The sequence below is a fragment of the Pseudomonas sp. CC120222-01a genome (assembly GCF_003097235.1).
GTDB lineage: Bacteria > Pseudomonadota > Gammaproteobacteria > Pseudomonadales > Pseudomonadaceae > Aquipseudomonas.
Genome location: NZ_QEQQ01000015.1, coordinates 152,032 through 166,033 on the forward strand (window position 1 = coordinate 152,032; position 14,002 = coordinate 166,033).

Sequence of the window (14,002 nt, forward strand, 5' to 3'; positions counted from 1 at the left end):
CGGTCCTTATTGTTCGGTCAGGGCAGTGCCTGCGCGGTCTAGCAGGGGCTTGAACAGGTAGTTGAGCAGCGAGCGCTCGCCGGTCCGCACGAACAGCTCCGCCGGCATCCCCGGGCGAATCGTCAGGCCATCCAGGCGCGCCAGCGCCTCGTCGCTGACGGTACTGCGCAGTACGTAATACGGTTGGCCACTGCGCTCGTCGATCAGTTGGTCGGCCGACAACAGCGTCACTTCGCCGCTGACCCGTGGCGTGCGGTTCTGGTTGAAGGCGGTGAACAGGATGTCCACCGGCAATTGCAGGGCCACCTTGTCCACCAGGTTCACCGGCAGGCGCCCTTCCACTTCCAGCGCGGCGCCCTGGGGGACAATCTCCAGCAACGTATCGCCGGCCCGCACCACCGCGCCTTCGGTATGCACGCCAAGGTTGACGGCGATACCGTCGGCCGGCGCAAGGATCTCGCTGTGCTGCAAGGCAAAACCTGCGGCGTTGAGCTGCTGCTCCAGGGTCGCTACCTTGACCTGGGCGTCGGCCAGCTGGCTGCGCACCTCTTTCTGATACTCCTCGCGGCGCTGCTGCAGGTTGAGCCGGGCTTCGACGATCACTTGCCCCAGGCGAGCGCTGTCACCGGCATTCTGCGCCAGGTCGCGCTGCACCTGGGACAGCTGGCGCTGATACTCGAGCACGCGGTTGCGCGGAATGTAGCCATCACCGGCCAGTGGCCGCAGGTTGTCCAGTTGCTCACGCAGAGAGTCGGCCTGGGCTTGCAGGTCACCTCGGGCCCGGCGCATGCCGCTCAGCTGGGCCTGTGAACCCTCGATACTGGCCGCCAGCGCGCTTTGCTCGCGGGCCTGGGCCTGGCGGCGGCTGTCGAACAACTGGCGCTGGCCTTCGAGCATCAGCCCAAGCCCGGCATCGTTCTGTGCCAGCAGGTCGGCAGGAAACACCACCTGGCCCAGGTTGTCGCGCTCGCCCTGCCAGCGTGCCAGGCTGGCGCGCGCCATCCTGTACTGGGCCTGCAACGCATCGACATCAGCCCGCACCTGGGTGGGGTCGAGCCGGAACAGCGGCTCGCCCCGATGAACCTGCTGGCCTTCGCCAACCAGGATCCGGCTGACCACGCCAGCGGCCATCGACTGCACAGCCTTGCGTTTGCCCGACACCACCACCGTGCCCTGCACCGGCACACCCTGGTCGAGCGGAGCCAGGCTGGCCCAGGCCATGAAGCCACCGAAACCGACCAGGGTCAGCACCCAGCCCAAGCGCACGTGGAAGCGCGCATCGCGCTCATGCCGGCTCATGCGCCACCCCCGGCCTGCAACGGGCGCTGGGCCGGGGCTTGCCCCATGGCATGGAGGATGTCGCGGGCCGGGCCGAAGCCCTGCATGCGCCCTTCGTGCAGCACCAGCAATTTGTCGGCCTGGGCCAGCGCGGCGCTGCGGTGGGTCACCAGTACCACGGTGCGGCCCAAGGCCTTGAGCTGGGCCAGGGCATTGGCCAGCGCGGTCTCGCCGTGGCTGTCGAGGTTGGAATTGGGTTCGTCGAGCACGATCAGGCAAGGATTGCCATATAGCGCGCGGGCCAAGGCGATACGTTGCTTCTGGCCACCAGAAAGGTCGAGCCCCGCCTCGCCCAGGCGTGTGTCGTAACCCTGGGGCAGGCGCAGAATCAATTCGTGCACGCCAGCCAGGCGTGCGGCCTCGACCACCTGCTGGCCATCCAGCTCACCGAAGCGGGCGATGTTCTCGGCGATACTGCCGCGCAGCAGTTCGATGGTCTGTGGCAGGTAGCCAATATGCGGGCCAAGGGCTTCAGGGTCCCACTGGCCAAGCTCGGCGCCATCCAGGCGGACATGGCCGCTGCGGGTCGGCCACACGCCCACCAGCAGCTTGGCCAGGGTCGACTTGCCCGAGCCTGAAGCCCCCAGCACACCCAACAGTTCACCGGCGGCCAGGGTGAAGTCGACCTGCTGCAAGGTGGCCAGGCCACGCCCGGGCGGCCCGGCACTGACCTGCTGCACCGACAGGTGTCCGTCGGGCACCGGCAGGGGCATCGGCGCCGGCGATTCCGGGTGTTCGCGCAGCAGGCTGTCCAGGCGCTGATAGGCCAGCTTCGCCCCGCTCCACTGCTTCCAAACGGCAAGCAACTGGTCTATCGGCGCCAGCACCCGGCCCATGAGGATGGAGCCGGCGATCATCATCCCCGGGGTCATCTGCCCGTTGATCACCAGCAGGGCGCCAAGCCCCAATACCAGCGATTGCAGGCACAGGCGCAAGCCCTTGCTGGTGGCCGTGATCACCGCCGAGGTGTCACTGGCCTGGTTCTGCAGGTCGAGGAAGCGCCCGTGCTGGGCAAACCAGCGGCGGCGCAGCGCACCGAGCATGCCCATGGCCTGGATGCTCTCGGCACTGTGCAACTGGCTGCCGGCCAACAGCGTCGATTGCTGCTGCACGGCGCTGGCCTCAGTCAGCGTGGCGTGTGTCAGGCGTTCATTGAGCACGGCCAGGGCAATCAACAGCAAGGCACCGCCGCTGGCCATCAGCCCCAGCCAGGGGTTGAAGGCAAAGATTACCGCCAGATAAATCGGGAACCACGGGGCATCGAAGAAGGCGAACAGAGCCGGGCCGGTAACGAATTGACGCAATTGCGTCAGGTCATTCAAGGCCTGCCCAGCGGCGCCGTCGCGCTGACGCAAGTTGCGCTCGAAGGCCGCGCGGTACACCTGCAAGTTGAAACTTTTTTCCAACTGGTTGCCCACGCGAATGACAATGAAACTGCGCACTGCCTCCAACGCGCCTATATAGATGAAGAAACCGACCACCATGATGGTCAATAACCACAAAGTTGTAGTGTTCTGTGAACTCAGTACACGGTCGTACACTTGCAACATGTAAATAGACGGCACCAGCATGAGCAGGTTGATCAATGCCGTGAAACAGCCAACGCTGACCAGCGCCGACTTGTAGTTGCCGAGTGCCGCCCACAAGGGCGCCCCGGGCTGTTTGCTCGGTAGTTTCATGGGTCGCCCTTGTTCACCTGGAACTTGCGTGAAGTTCCAGGCCGGGATTTATTAGTCCTGGCGGTCGAGCACCAAGTGTGTGCCGTTCGCCGTGATCAACGCATAGTGCCCGGCGCCCTGGCGGCTGAAATGCACCGCCTGGCTGCCGTCGGCACCGACCAGGGCCAGGGTGTCCGGTGTCACCAGCCAGCTGCCGGGGCGCAAGCCCAGCAAGCGTTCGGCGCACGCCAGGTCACCGCTCAGCTCACCTCCACTGGCGCCAAGGCGCAACTCACAGGCCTGCGCGGGCTGGTACTCGGGATACAGTTGCCAACGGCCGGCCAGTTGCGCGGCATTGGGTAGAAGCAGGCTGCTCGCCATACAGACCTCAGTGATCACCATCAGGGGGACCGCGCCCAGCGCGATCATTCGCTCGAACCTTTGCATGCCTTGACCTCGTCGGCAAAAGGGGCGGCGCAAGCGCCACCCCCTGGTGCATCAGACCACGATGTCGGTGACAGCGGCCTGGCCAACGGTGCTCACCAGGAATTCAGCCTGGCTGTTGCCGGTGAAGTCGATGGCCAGGCTACCCAGGTTGGTGGCCTGGTCGTAGCTCAGCAGCGCCTCGCCGGCATGGCCGGTAAAGGCGTTGACGAACTGCAGCGGCAGCTTGTCCACGGCGAACGCGGCGATGGCCGACAGGTCAATCTTGTCCTGACCGGATGTGAAGTCCATGATCCGGTCCGGCGCCGCCCGGGTGGAGTCGCTGACCGCCGCGAACACGAAGGTGTCCGCGCCGGAGCCGCCCCAGAGCTGGTCGCCGCCACCGGCGCCGTAGATGATGTCGTTGCCAGCACCGCCCTTGAGCACGTTGGCCACGCCATTGCCGATCAGCAGGTCGTTGCCGGCACCGCCAAAGGCGTTCTCGACGGTGACACCCTTGGCGATGGACACGTTGCCGACCATGCCGCCGACGTCGGAGAACGAGGCTTCGTTGAGGTTGATCTTCTGGTTCTGGGTGAACCCGGAGAAGTCCAGGGTATCGTTGCCGCCACCGTCCCACACGGCAAACACCACTTTCGACGAGGCCGAGGTGGCCGAGTAGAAATCGCGGTCGGCGGTGGCGTTGAAGCCATACACAGTGTCGCCCGAACGGGTTGCATGGTTGGCACCATAGAGCTTCTGGATCGCCGCGATGTCGTCCATCAGCGGCGCCGAGGCGTAGTACTGCCCGCCGGCCTTGATGAAGTTCTGCCCGGTGTTGCTCTCGCTCCAGTAGCTCATGACGCTGTAGCCGCGGGTGTCCTGGGCGTACGAGGCGTCCTTGTAGGTCGGGTAACCCTCGCCGGCGTTGTAGTCGCCGGGGTGGGACAGGCCAAGCACATGGCCGATTTCGTGGGTCAGGGTCTGGCGCCCGTAGTTGCCGGTGTCAGGGTTGACGTTGACCTGGTAGTCACGGCTGATCAGGTACCAGGATTCGCCCTTGTGCGAACCCGGCTGATTGAACGGCAGGTAGGCGAAGGCAGCGCCACCGCTGCTGCCGTCGCTGTAGTTGCCGAAGGTCATGTGACCGTCGCCTCCCGACGCGGCCTCGGTGAAGGTCACCTTGGCCACGTCCGCCCACGACTGCATGGCCAGCTTGGCCTGGGCTTTCTGCTGCGCCGAGAAGGCGCTGAAACTGCCCAGGTCGCGGCTGTAGAAGTCCGCCGGTGCGCGGTTGAGGAAGGTGTAGCTGAGGCTGATGGTGCCGTCCTTGTTCAGATCCTGCCAGGCCGCGCCATCGCGCAGCAGCTGGGTGGCGGCCTGGTCGACCGTGAACGAGGATTTGCCATTGACGTCCGCGCCACCGCGATCGTACTGATGGCCAAAACCATTGATCAGCCCGAAGGCGCTGCTGGGCCCTTGCGGTTGCACGGCGGCAGCTGCAGAAACAATGGCGCTTGCTTTGACTTTCGACATACAGACACTTCCTTGTTTACAAAAAAGCAGTAGATGTCCGACAGGATTCCCTTACCTTGGCGAGAGCATCCTGTCACTCGCCCTTATGAGGCGCAAAAAAACTGACACATATTGAAAGTTCATGTCCAGCGTTTTTGAAGGCTTTTCTTCGAAAACGAAAACAAATGCACGGTTTTATTGTTTGCGCAAACGAAAGAGAACTAAATTAAATGCCGCCATACGAAGAGTGACCGGCAAGTTTTATTCAACAAGTGGAAGTTTGATTATAAAAAAGCGACACATCGGCAAAGTGCGACAGAACACCTCATGACCCTCCGTCGCCTGACCGTTGACTTGCCCGCTGATGGGGCGCTCAGTAGGCGCTGGTCAAAGACCTTTCACTGACAGGACGAATCAATGACAAGACTCACGGTGCAATCCGGCGATTTCTTGCAAGGTGAAGGCGAGTTTCGCAATGGATCGCTCACACTCAAGACCCCACGCAGCCCTTCACCCGGCGAGCGCATTTCACTAGCCCGCATCGCTGACCTGCGCCTGGCCAGCCTGGAGTCCAGCCGCAGCCTGGGTACTGCCCTCGGCTGGGGCGTGGCCGGGGCGCTGGTGGCCGGCCCGGTGGGCCTGCTGGCCGGGCTCTGGCTGGGCGGCAAAGAAGAAGAAGCCACCTTCCTGGCCACCTTCAAGGATGGCCGCAAACTGATGGCCATCACTGACGGCAAAACCTGGTCGAAAATCGACGACACCTGGCGCCAGCATCGCCACCCGGCAACTGCTGACTGAAGACCCGCAGGGCTTGGGCCTGATAACATAGCGCCCCTTTTTTCGCCTGTTCCGGCCTCTTCGCGGGCGCGCCCGCGAAGAAGCCTGCGCGGTCTTCGCCCCAAGGACGCCCCCTGCATGCCCCTGCTTCGCCCTCACCTGCCCCTGAGCCTGCTCAGCCTGGGCCTGGCCCTGCACAGCCCTCATGGCCTGGCCGAAGACAGCCTGGAATTGGCCCCGGTGCAGGTGTCCGACACTTACGGCGATGAGGGTTACCAGGTACGCGAGGCCTCGGTCGGCGGCTTCCAGCCTGCCCCCTTGCTCGACACCCCGGCCTCGGTCAGCGTGTTCAGCCAGCAACTGCTGGAAGACCGCCAGGTTCGCCTGCTCAGCGAAGTGCTGCAAAGCGACGCCTCGGTGGGCGAAAGCTATGCCCCGATCGGTTACTACGAAAACTTCAACGTGCGCGGTTTCGAGCTCAACGCCGCCAGCAGTTACCGCATCAACGGCCAGACCATCGCCGGCGAGCAGAACGTGGCACTGGAGAACAAGCAGCAGGTCGAGCTGCTCAAGGGCCTTTCCGGGCTGCAGAGCGGCGTGTCGGAGCCGGGCGGGCTGATCAACTATGTGACCAAACGCGCCGCCGACGTGCGCAGCGTGACGGTTTCGACCAACGCCCAAGGCGAGCGCTACCTCGCCACCGACATCGGCGGCTGGTTCGGCAATGAGCGGCAGTTCGGCCTGCGCGCCAATCTCGCCCACGAGGACATCCGTTCTTACGTCGACCATGCCGACGGCAAGCGCGACTTTGCCTCGCTGGCCTTCGACTGGCAGATCAACCCCGATGCCACCTTGCAGCTCGATGCCGAGTACCAGCACCGCGAACAGCGGTCGGTACCGGGCTATCAGTTGTTGGGCGGCAGCGAATTGCCCCATGGCATCGACCCGAGCGACCGCCTGGCCTACCAGCAGTGGGCGAAGCCTGTGCAGAACGATTCGCTGAACCTGGGCGGCCGCTTCGAATACCGCTTCAACGAGGCCTGGACCGGCACCCTGAGTGCATCGCGCAGCAAGGTGGTGATCGACGACTACAGTGCGTTCGCCTGGGGCAGCGAAGGTGGCTGGCAGTCGCATTTCAGCCCCGAGGGCGACTATGACATCTATGACTTCCGCAGCCCCGACGATACCCGCCGCACCGATGAAGCCCAGGCCATGCTCAATGGCCATTTCGACGCGCTGGGTGTGCAGCACGACCTGACCGTGGGCAGCAGCGCCCAACGTCGCACGCTCGATCAGCGCCCCTATTACAACGAGCTGGTCGGCAGCGGCAACATCTATACCGGCGCGCCGGCCGTGGCGCCGTCGGACAAGCCGATCGGCGCCAGCGAAAAGCGCCTGGACAGCCGCCAGTACGGCCTGTTCGTCAGCGACCGCATCAGTTTCAACGAGCAATGGCAGACCGTACTGGGCGCCCGCGAAGTGCGCCTGGATGAGAAAACCTGGGACGAGAACGGCGTGGCCGGGCGGCATACCCGGCAATACCAGCTGCTGCCCAATGCCGCGTTGATCTACAAACCACGCCCCGATACCACGGTGTATGCCAGCTACGCCAAGGGGTTGTCGGCGGGCGGCACAGCCCCCTGGTACGCCAGCAACGCGGCCGAGATTCTTGCCCCTACCCTCTCCCACCAATTGGAGCTAGGTATCAAGCGTGACTGGCGAGGCATGAGCTTCAGCGCTGCGCTGTTCCAGATCCGCCAGGCGTACCAGTACGCACGCCCGGAAGGAGACGGCAGCTTCACCTATGTGCAGCAGGGCCAGCAGAAGAACATCGGCCTGGAACTGGGCGCCAGCGGCTGTGCAACTTCGAACCTGCAGCTTCAGGCCAGCGCCGCAGCGATTCGCGCCCGGGTGCAGGACAGCGGCACCGACGCCTACGAGGGCCACCAGGCGATCAACGTGCCGCGGCTGCGCGCCGCCCTGCATGCCGAGTACAGCCTGCCAGTACCCGGCCTGGCCTTGCTCGGCGGGGCGCGCTACAGCGCCAGCAAGTATGCGAGCCAGGCGGGTAATGTGGAGGTTGGCGGGTATACCGTGTTCGATATCGGCAGCCGCTACCGCATGCAGATCGACGGGTATGACACGACGCTGCGGCTGACGGTGGATAACGTCTTCGACAAACGCTACTGGCGTGATGTGGGGGACTACTTGGGCGACAACTACCTGTTCCAGGGGGCGCCGCGGACGGCGCGCGTGTCTGCCTCAGTGAACTTTTGAGTCTCTGGAGCGAGTGACGGCCTTGTAGGAGCGGCCTTGTGTCGCGAAAGGGCTGCGAAGCAGCCCCAGCAATTTGTGCGTCTGCGCTGAAACCCTGGGGCTGCTTCGCAGCCCTTTCGCGACACAAGGCCGCTCCTACAAGGCCCCAGAATGCAAAAAGCCCCCGAACTTTTCAGCTCGGGGGCTTTCGCAGAATGTGGCGGTGAAGAAGGGATTTGAACCCTTGATACGATTTCTCGTATACACACTTTCCAGGCGTGCTCCTTCGACCACTCGGACACTTCACCGTTTTCTCTTCAAGGCTTTCACCCCGTCGAGGCGCGCTAATTTAGTAGAAGAGCTTTTCTTTGGCAAGCATTTTTTTCAAATTTTTCATGCATTTAAGCCAACCCACTGAAAAACCGAGGTTGCCAGGGCATTGCTGCCAATCTCGCCAGCGCTTTTACCCGCTGCAAACGCGCCGCCCTCGCCACGCAAGGCATGGCGCCCCGACACTGACTGGCCGGTCAGCCTTGCTGCTTTACCTGGCCCGCCGTGCTGGGTAACGTCGTCGCCACGTCACCCTAAGGATTGCGCCATGAGCGAGCTGATTACCTACCACGCCGAAGACGGCATCGCCACCCTGACCCTGAACAACGGCAAGGTCAACGCCATCTCGCCGGACGTCATCGCGGCCTTCAATGCCGCCCTCGACCGCGCCACGCAGGAGCGTGCCGTGGTGATCATTACCGGCCAGCCGGGCATCCTCTCCGGGGGTTACGACCTCAAGGTGATGACCTCCGGCCCTAAAGAAGCCGTCGCCCTGGTCACCGCTGGCTCCACCCTGGCCCGCCGCCTGCTGTCGCACCCGTTCCCGGTGATCGTCGCCTGCCCCGGCCATGCCGTGGCCAAGGGCGCCTTCCTGCTGCTGTCGGCGGATTACCGCATTGGCGTCGAAGGCCCGTACAAGATCGGCCTGAACGAAGTGCAGATCGGCATGACCATGCACCACGCCGGCATCGAACTGGCCCGCGACCGCCTGAGTCGCTCAGCCTTCCACCGCTCGGTGATCAACGCCGAGATGTTCGAGCCCAAGGATGCACTGGATGCCGGCTTCCTCGACAAAGTGGTGCCGGCCGAGCAGTTGCTTGACGTCGCCCAAGGCGCTGCCCGCGAGCTGAAGAAGCTGAACATGCTGGCGCACAAGAACACCAAGCTGAAAGTGCGCAAGGGGCTGCTGGATACCCTGGACGAGGCGATTCTGCTCGATCAGGGCCACATGGGCTGATCGCAGCGGCTCACACCAGGGTTTGCCCCGGCCAGTGCACAGCCGTACACTGCGCCGCGACTGTCTGGTGTGAGTCGTACCATGCTTTACTCGCTTCGCATGCTCCTGCTGGGGCTGCACTTCGTGCTGGCGGGCTCCCTCGGCCTGCTGATCGGCCTGCTGCGCCCCTTCAACCGCGACAACAGCCGCCTCTTCGCCCGCCTCTACAGCGTGCCGGCCACCTGGCTGATGCGCATCAGGGTCAAGGCCGAAGTCGGCCCGCTGTGGGACCAGCCGCCCGGCTGCGTGATCGTGGCCAATCACCAGTCCAACTACGACCTGTTCATCCTCGGCCATGTCGTGCCGCAACGCACGGTCGCCATCGGCAAGAAGAGCCTCGGCTGGATTCCGCTGTTCGGCCAGCTGTTCTGGCTGGGTGGCAACGTGCTGATCGACCGCAAGAACGCCTATCAGGCGCGCAAGGCCATGCAGACCACCACGCGCATCCTGCGCGACGACACCTCGATATGGATTTTCCCGGAAGGTACGCGCAACCCCGAAGAACAGCTGCTGGCGTTCAAGAAAGGTGCGTTCCACATGGCCGTGGAAGCCGGTGTGCCGATCGTGCCAGTGTGCGTCAGCCGTTATGCCCGGCGCCTGAGCCTGAACAGCTGGCGGCGGCGGACAGTGATCGTGCGCTCACTGCCACCGATCGCCACCAACGGCCTCAGCCAGCAGGACCTGCCAGCGTTGATCGAACAGTGCCGCACCCAGATGCAGCATTGCATCGACCACATGGAAGATGAACTCGCCCACCTCTAGGTTGCTCTACGGCCAACTACAGCCCAAGCTGTAACCCGTGTGCAACCGAACAAGTGGATAACCATGGGTCGAGTCGTGGCATCGGCGGTGTATGCCGCCGGCAGAAAGGTCACCAACATCAATATCGACGAAGGCAGCGAGTGGGCGCGCAAGCCGGGGCACTTCGTGTGGATCGGCCTGGAAGAGCCCAACGCCGAGGAACTGGCCAACCTGCAATGCCAGTTCAACCTGCACGAACTGGCCATCGAGGATGCGCTGGAAAAGCACAGCCGGCCCAAGCTCGAAACCTTTGGCGATGCGCTGTTCATCGTCACCTACTCGCCGGTCCGCCACGAAGGCAAGCTGGAGTTCATCGAAACCCACATCTTTGCCGGCAACGGCTACATCATCACCTGCCGCAACGGCCACTCGAAATCCTACGCCCTGGTGCGCCAGCGCTGCGAGGCGCGCCCGCTACTGCTCGAACATGGCGAAGACTTCGTGTTGTATGCCCTGCTCGACTTCGTCACCGAGAACTACCAGCCGGTCAGCGAGGCCATTCATGGCGAGATCGAAGAGCTGGAGCAGAGTGTGCTGAGCACCACGTTGCAGGAAGAGGACATCCAGCGCCTGCACAGCCTGCGCCGCGACATCCTGCGCCTGCGCCGCTACGTGGCGCCGATGGTGGAAGTCAGCGAGGAACTGCAGCGTCTGAGCTTCCCGTTCATCGACAAGAACATGCGCCCGTACTTCCGTGACGTGCAGATCCACGTGACGCGGCAGATGGAGGACCTGGCCGGGATCCGCGATATCGCCAGCCAGACCATCGAGATCGGCATGCTGCTGGAATCGTCGCGGCAGAGCATCGTGCAGCGCAAGTTTGCGGCGTGGGCGGCGATATTGGCGTTCCCCACGGCGATTGCCGGGATCTACGGGATGAACTTCCAGAACATGCCGGAGCTGGGGTGGCACTACGGCTACTTCGGGGTATTGGGCGTGATCGTGCTGGGGTGTACGGGGTTGTTTGCCAGCTTCAAGAAATCTGGCTGGCTTTAGATTGCCGGGGGCGCTTTGCGCCCCTTTCCGACCGGTCCGGCGCCCCGGCAAGGCCGCTCCTACAGGAGATCGCGTACCCCTGTAGGAGCGGCCTTGTGTCGCGAAAGGGCTGCAAAGCAGCCCCAGGCTTGATCAGGCGGCGCTGTCGCTTGCCTTGGCCGGCTGCTGGATGAAACGCATCATCCACTCGCCCACCAGATCACCCTGGTGCTCGGTGGCCAAACTGGCAATGGCCTTGTGGTACACCTCGTCCCCCAGGTACTCCTGACGCGCATCGAGCAGCGCCCGGGAGTAGTCATGGACGAACTCCGGGTGCCCCTGGAAGCACAGCACCTGGTCACGAATGTGGTACGCCGCATTCGGGCAGAAGTCGCTGGAAGCAATCACCGTGGCGCCTTCCGGCAGCTCGGTGACTTGGTCCTGGTGGCTGATCAGCAAAGTCAGCTCGGACACTTCCGGGTCCATCCACGGCGCATGCGCCGCCAGCGAGTAGCGGTGAACGCCTACGCCCCAGCCCTTGTCGGCGCGCTCGGCCTTGCCGCCCAGGGTCAGTGCCAGCAGTTGATGGCCGAAACACACGCCGAGCAGCTTCTCGCCACGCTCGTAGAGCTTGAGCAGGTAGGCCTTGAGCGTCTGGATCCAGGGATCGCTACCGAACGAGTCGGCCTTGCTGCCCGTTACCAGGTAGGCATCGAAGCGATCGCCGTCGGGCGGGTAGTCGCCGTTCATCACGTTGTACACACGAAACTCGGCTGCGATCGGCTGACGCGAGAAGAGCTGCTCGAACATCCTTCCGTAGCCCTGGTACTGCGCGGTCAACTCCGGTCGCAGGACATCGGTTTCAAGGATGCAGATGCGTAACGACATAGGGATAGTCCTGAACGACATGGGTGGGAATCTGTTGTAGAGACTGACGCGAAAGCCACGTACAAGCAAGTAGGCTGCACTGACGAACGGTCACATTTTGTCGGGGAACCATGGGTGGATACGCCGCTGTCTAGGCAGAGCTCGCCAGCGATATGGCCAGTGGCCTCATAGCCAATGGGTATCGAACGTTACCCACTTAGAACAAAGGGTTCTCGACGATGGATGACGCTCGCCCTGCGGGTGGTTTATATCCAGATACATGAGGCAAGCAGACCCGACAAGGAAGCCACCGGGTATTCAGGAATAACAACAAGAAGGCGGTCCGCCATGTTCAGACAATCGAAACTTCGCCAAGCCGGGCTCATTTTATTCGCCACGACTTTGCTGCTCATTCTCCCCAACCTCACGCGGTTGTTCGGCTGACAGCGCCAATGCTGCGCTTGGGTTAATCTTCCGGCTTTCTGGTCGGAGATTGTCCATGCGCCATTGCCTTGCCATGCTGGCCCTGTTGTTGAGCCTGCCGCTGTCGGCGGCGCAGTTGCACCTGGAACTGGGCGACAGTGCCCGGCAGTGGTCCAGTGAAGAACTGCTCAAGCACCCTCAGGCCCGCGACATCGACATCGTTCAGGACGTTTCCTATAAGCGGCCCATGCATTATCGCGCCGTGCCCCTGGCAACGCTGCTGCAAGGGGTAAAGCCCGATGACCATCTGCAGGCGGTAGCACTGGACGGCTTTGCCGCAGAAATGCCAGCCGGGCCCTTGCTGCAGGAAGGCCCGGCGCGTGCCTGGCTGGCCGTCGAGGACCCAGCCAGGCCTTGGCCAGCGCTGGCCGATGGCAAGCCGAGCGCAGGGCCGTTCTACCTGGTGTGGAGCAACCCGCAGGCAAGTGGCATCCGCCCCGAGCAATGGCCCTTCCAGGTCGCCACGATTCGCCGACTGGCGCCGGTCGAACAGCGTTTTCCGGCGTTGCTGCCCGACCCCGGGCTGCCGGCCAATGACCCGGTGCGCCAGGGCTTTGCCTTGTTCCAGCAGAACTGCCTGGCCTGCCATCGGCTCAATGGTGCGGGGGATGCGCAATTCGGGCCGGACCTGAACGTGCCGCACAACCCGACCGAGTACTTCCGGCCTGAGTACCTGCGCCTGTACATTCGTGACCCGCAGGGCTTGCGGCAATGGCCGCAGGCGCGGATGCCAGGGTTTGCCGAGAATGTGCTGAGTGAGCAGGAGCTGGATGCGCTATTGGCTTATCTGGGGCACATGGCTGGGCGCAGGCCTTGAGATTGCCGGGGGCGCTTTGCGCCCCTTTCGCGACACAAGGCCGCTCCTACAGGGGTATGCGATCTCCTGTAATCGATGGACTCGCCCCCGCCGAGGCATCACAGTGCCACGGTGGCGTTCGAAGAAGCCAACGGCAGCGAGGGCGAGACCATGAAAAAGCATAGTTCGAAGCAAGGTTCCCTGTCTTCCACTGATGTGGAGCTTTGCACAACCATCTGCGTAGACCTGGCCAAACAGGTCTTTCAGTTAGCGGGCGAAGACGCAACCGGTCGAGTGATCTACGAACATCGCATCAAATCCCGACAAGCCTTCCATGATTTCCTGCTCAAGTTGCCAGCGACAGTGAGCGTCTTGATGGAGTGTGGTCCAGGTGCACAAGCCTGGGCCAGGCTACTGCAGGCCAAAGGTAATCTGGTTCGCATCCTGCCGGCGCAGCGTGTCGCCGAACACCGCAGCGGTGCAAAGAACGATCGTAACGACTGCCATGCCATTTTGCGTGCCGGTCGCGATACGAGTATCGCCTCGATACCGATCAAGAGCACCACAGCACTGGCTATCCAGGCGCTGCACCGTATTCGGCGCGGCAACATCAAGCGACATACCGCGCTGGGTAATCAGATCCGTGGTTTGTTACTTGAGCATGGCGTATCCATGCCCCAAGGCGATGCCGCGATCAATAAGCATGTGCCTCAGGCGCTTGAGGATGCTTCCCTGCCTCTGCCCGACCTGTTGCGCGAGTTGCTCGATGAGTTGCTGATGGACTGG

General features: G+C 63.1%; 12 protein-coding genes and 1 tRNA gene. 7 read left to right on the plus strand and 6 right to left on the minus strand.

Annotation, left to right across the window (positions count from 1 at the left end):
- Positions 1–6: 6 nt before the first annotated feature.
- Genes N430_RS19360 through N430_RS19375 form a run of 4 tightly spaced genes read right to left on the minus strand, consistent with a single transcriptional unit; the run spans position 7 to position 4,955 of the window.
- On the minus strand, positions 7–1,299 hold the full coding sequence (locus tag N430_RS19360; protein ID WP_110638280.1) for an HlyD family type I secretion periplasmic adaptor subunit: 1,293 nt from the start codon (positions 1,297–1,299) through the stop codon (positions 7–9).
- On the minus strand, positions 1,296–3,017 hold the full coding sequence (locus N430_RS19365) for a type I secretion system permease/ATPase (protein WP_110638279.1): 1,722 nt from the start codon (positions 3,015–3,017) through the stop codon (positions 1,296–1,298). Before N430_RS19365 ends, N430_RS19360 begins: the two co-directional genes overlap by 4 nt.
- Before the next feature lie 51 nt (positions 3,018–3,068).
- Positions 3,069–3,443: an AprI/Inh family metalloprotease inhibitor gene (locus N430_RS19370; protein WP_110638278.1), complete on the minus strand. Its 375-nt coding sequence runs from the start codon at positions 3,441–3,443 to the stop codon at positions 3,069–3,071.
- A gap of 51 nt (positions 3,444–3,494) precedes the next feature.
- A complete protein-coding gene (locus N430_RS19375; protein ID WP_110638277.1) occupies positions 3,495–4,955 on the minus strand; it encodes a serralysin family metalloprotease in 1,461 nt (486 codons plus the stop codon).
- 396 nt (positions 4,956–5,351) lie between these two features.
- Between N430_RS19375 and N430_RS19380 the strand changes: the two genes are divergently transcribed.
- Both N430_RS19380 and N430_RS19385 read left to right on the plus strand, forming a co-directional pair.
- Positions 5,352–5,732 carry a hypothetical protein gene (locus tag N430_RS19380; protein WP_110638276.1) on the plus strand — a complete coding sequence of 127 codons (381 nt, stop codon included), beginning with the start codon at positions 5,352–5,354 and terminating at the stop codon, positions 5,730–5,732.
- 117 nt (positions 5,733–5,849) lie between these two features.
- Entirely contained in the window at positions 5,850–7,988 is a 2,139-nt protein-coding gene (locus tag N430_RS19385; RefSeq protein WP_110638275.1) for a TonB-dependent siderophore receptor, read from the plus strand.
- 197 nt (positions 7,989–8,185) lie between these two features.
- Here N430_RS19385 and N430_RS19390 read toward each other — a convergent pair.
- Positions 8,186–8,275: transfer RNA gene (locus tag N430_RS19390), tRNA-Ser, on the minus strand.
- A gap of 290 nt (positions 8,276–8,565) precedes the next feature.
- Between N430_RS19390 and N430_RS19395 the strand changes: the two genes are divergently transcribed.
- The 3 genes from N430_RS19395 (at position 8,566) to N430_RS19405 (ending at position 11,091) form a co-directional block, all read left to right on the plus strand.
- Complete coding sequence (locus N430_RS19395) at positions 8,566–9,255, plus strand: crotonase/enoyl-CoA hydratase family protein (RefSeq protein WP_110638274.1); 690 nt, start codon at positions 8,566–8,568, stop codon at positions 9,253–9,255.
- 81 nt (positions 9,256–9,336) lie between these two features.
- Complete coding sequence (locus N430_RS19400) at positions 9,337–10,056, plus strand: 1-acyl-sn-glycerol-3-phosphate acyltransferase (protein WP_110638273.1); 720 nt, start codon at positions 9,337–9,339, stop codon at positions 10,054–10,056.
- A 63-nt stretch (positions 10,057–10,119) separates the two neighbouring features.
- Complete coding sequence (locus N430_RS19405) at positions 10,120–11,091, plus strand: magnesium and cobalt transport protein CorA (protein WP_110638272.1); 972 nt, start codon at positions 10,120–10,122, stop codon at positions 11,089–11,091.
- Positions 11,092–11,223: 132 nt separating this feature from the next.
- Here N430_RS19405 and N430_RS19410 read toward each other — a convergent pair whose 3' ends face one another.
- On the minus strand, positions 11,224–11,958 hold the full coding sequence (locus N430_RS19410; RefSeq protein WP_110638271.1) for an amidotransferase: 735 nt from the start codon (positions 11,956–11,958) through the stop codon (positions 11,224–11,226).
- A 478-nt stretch (positions 11,959–12,436) separates the two neighbouring features.
- Between N430_RS19410 and N430_RS19415 the strand changes: the two genes are divergently transcribed.
- Positions 12,437–13,237: a cytochrome c gene (locus N430_RS19415; RefSeq protein WP_110638270.1), complete on the plus strand. Its 801-nt coding sequence runs from the start codon at positions 12,437–12,439 to the stop codon at positions 13,235–13,237.
- 195 nt (positions 13,238–13,432) lie between these two features.
- The coding region (locus tag N430_RS19420; protein ID WP_165837367.1) for a transposase at positions 13,433–14,002 on the plus strand (570 nt) is incomplete at its 3' end.

Coding starts and splice junctions, on each gene's coding strand:
- N430_RS19375 (WP_110638277.1), bottom strand. CDS start 4,955: ATGTCGAAAGTCAAAGCAAGCGCCATTGTTTCTGCAGCTGCCGCCGTG.
- N430_RS19365 (WP_110638279.1), bottom strand. CDS start 3,017: ATGAAACTACCGAGCAAACAGCCCGGGGCGCCCTTGTGGGCGGCACTC.
- N430_RS19360 (WP_110638280.1), bottom strand. CDS start 1,299: ATGAGCCGGCATGAGCGCGATGCGCGCTTCCACGTGCGCTTGGGCTGG.
- N430_RS19405 (WP_110638272.1), top strand. CDS start 10,120: ATGGGTCGAGTCGTGGCATCGGCGGTGTATGCCGCCGGCAGAAAGGTC.
- N430_RS19395 (WP_110638274.1), top strand. CDS start 8,566: ATGAGCGAGCTGATTACCTACCACGCCGAAGACGGCATCGCCACCCTG.
- N430_RS19385 (WP_110638275.1), top strand. CDS start 5,850: ATGCCCCTGCTTCGCCCTCACCTGCCCCTGAGCCTGCTCAGCCTGGGC.
- N430_RS19370 (WP_110638278.1), bottom strand. CDS start 3,443: ATGCAAAGGTTCGAGCGAATGATCGCGCTGGGCGCGGTCCCCCTGATG.
- N430_RS19415 (WP_110638270.1), top strand. CDS start 12,437: ATGCGCCATTGCCTTGCCATGCTGGCCCTGTTGTTGAGCCTGCCGCTG.
- N430_RS19410 (WP_110638271.1), bottom strand. CDS start 11,958: ATGTCGTTACGCATCTGCATCCTTGAAACCGATGTCCTGCGACCGGAG.
- N430_RS19400 (WP_110638273.1), top strand. CDS start 9,337: ATGCTTTACTCGCTTCGCATGCTCCTGCTGGGGCTGCACTTCGTGCTG.
- N430_RS19380 (WP_110638276.1), top strand. CDS start 5,352: ATGACAAGACTCACGGTGCAATCCGGCGATTTCTTGCAAGGTGAAGGC.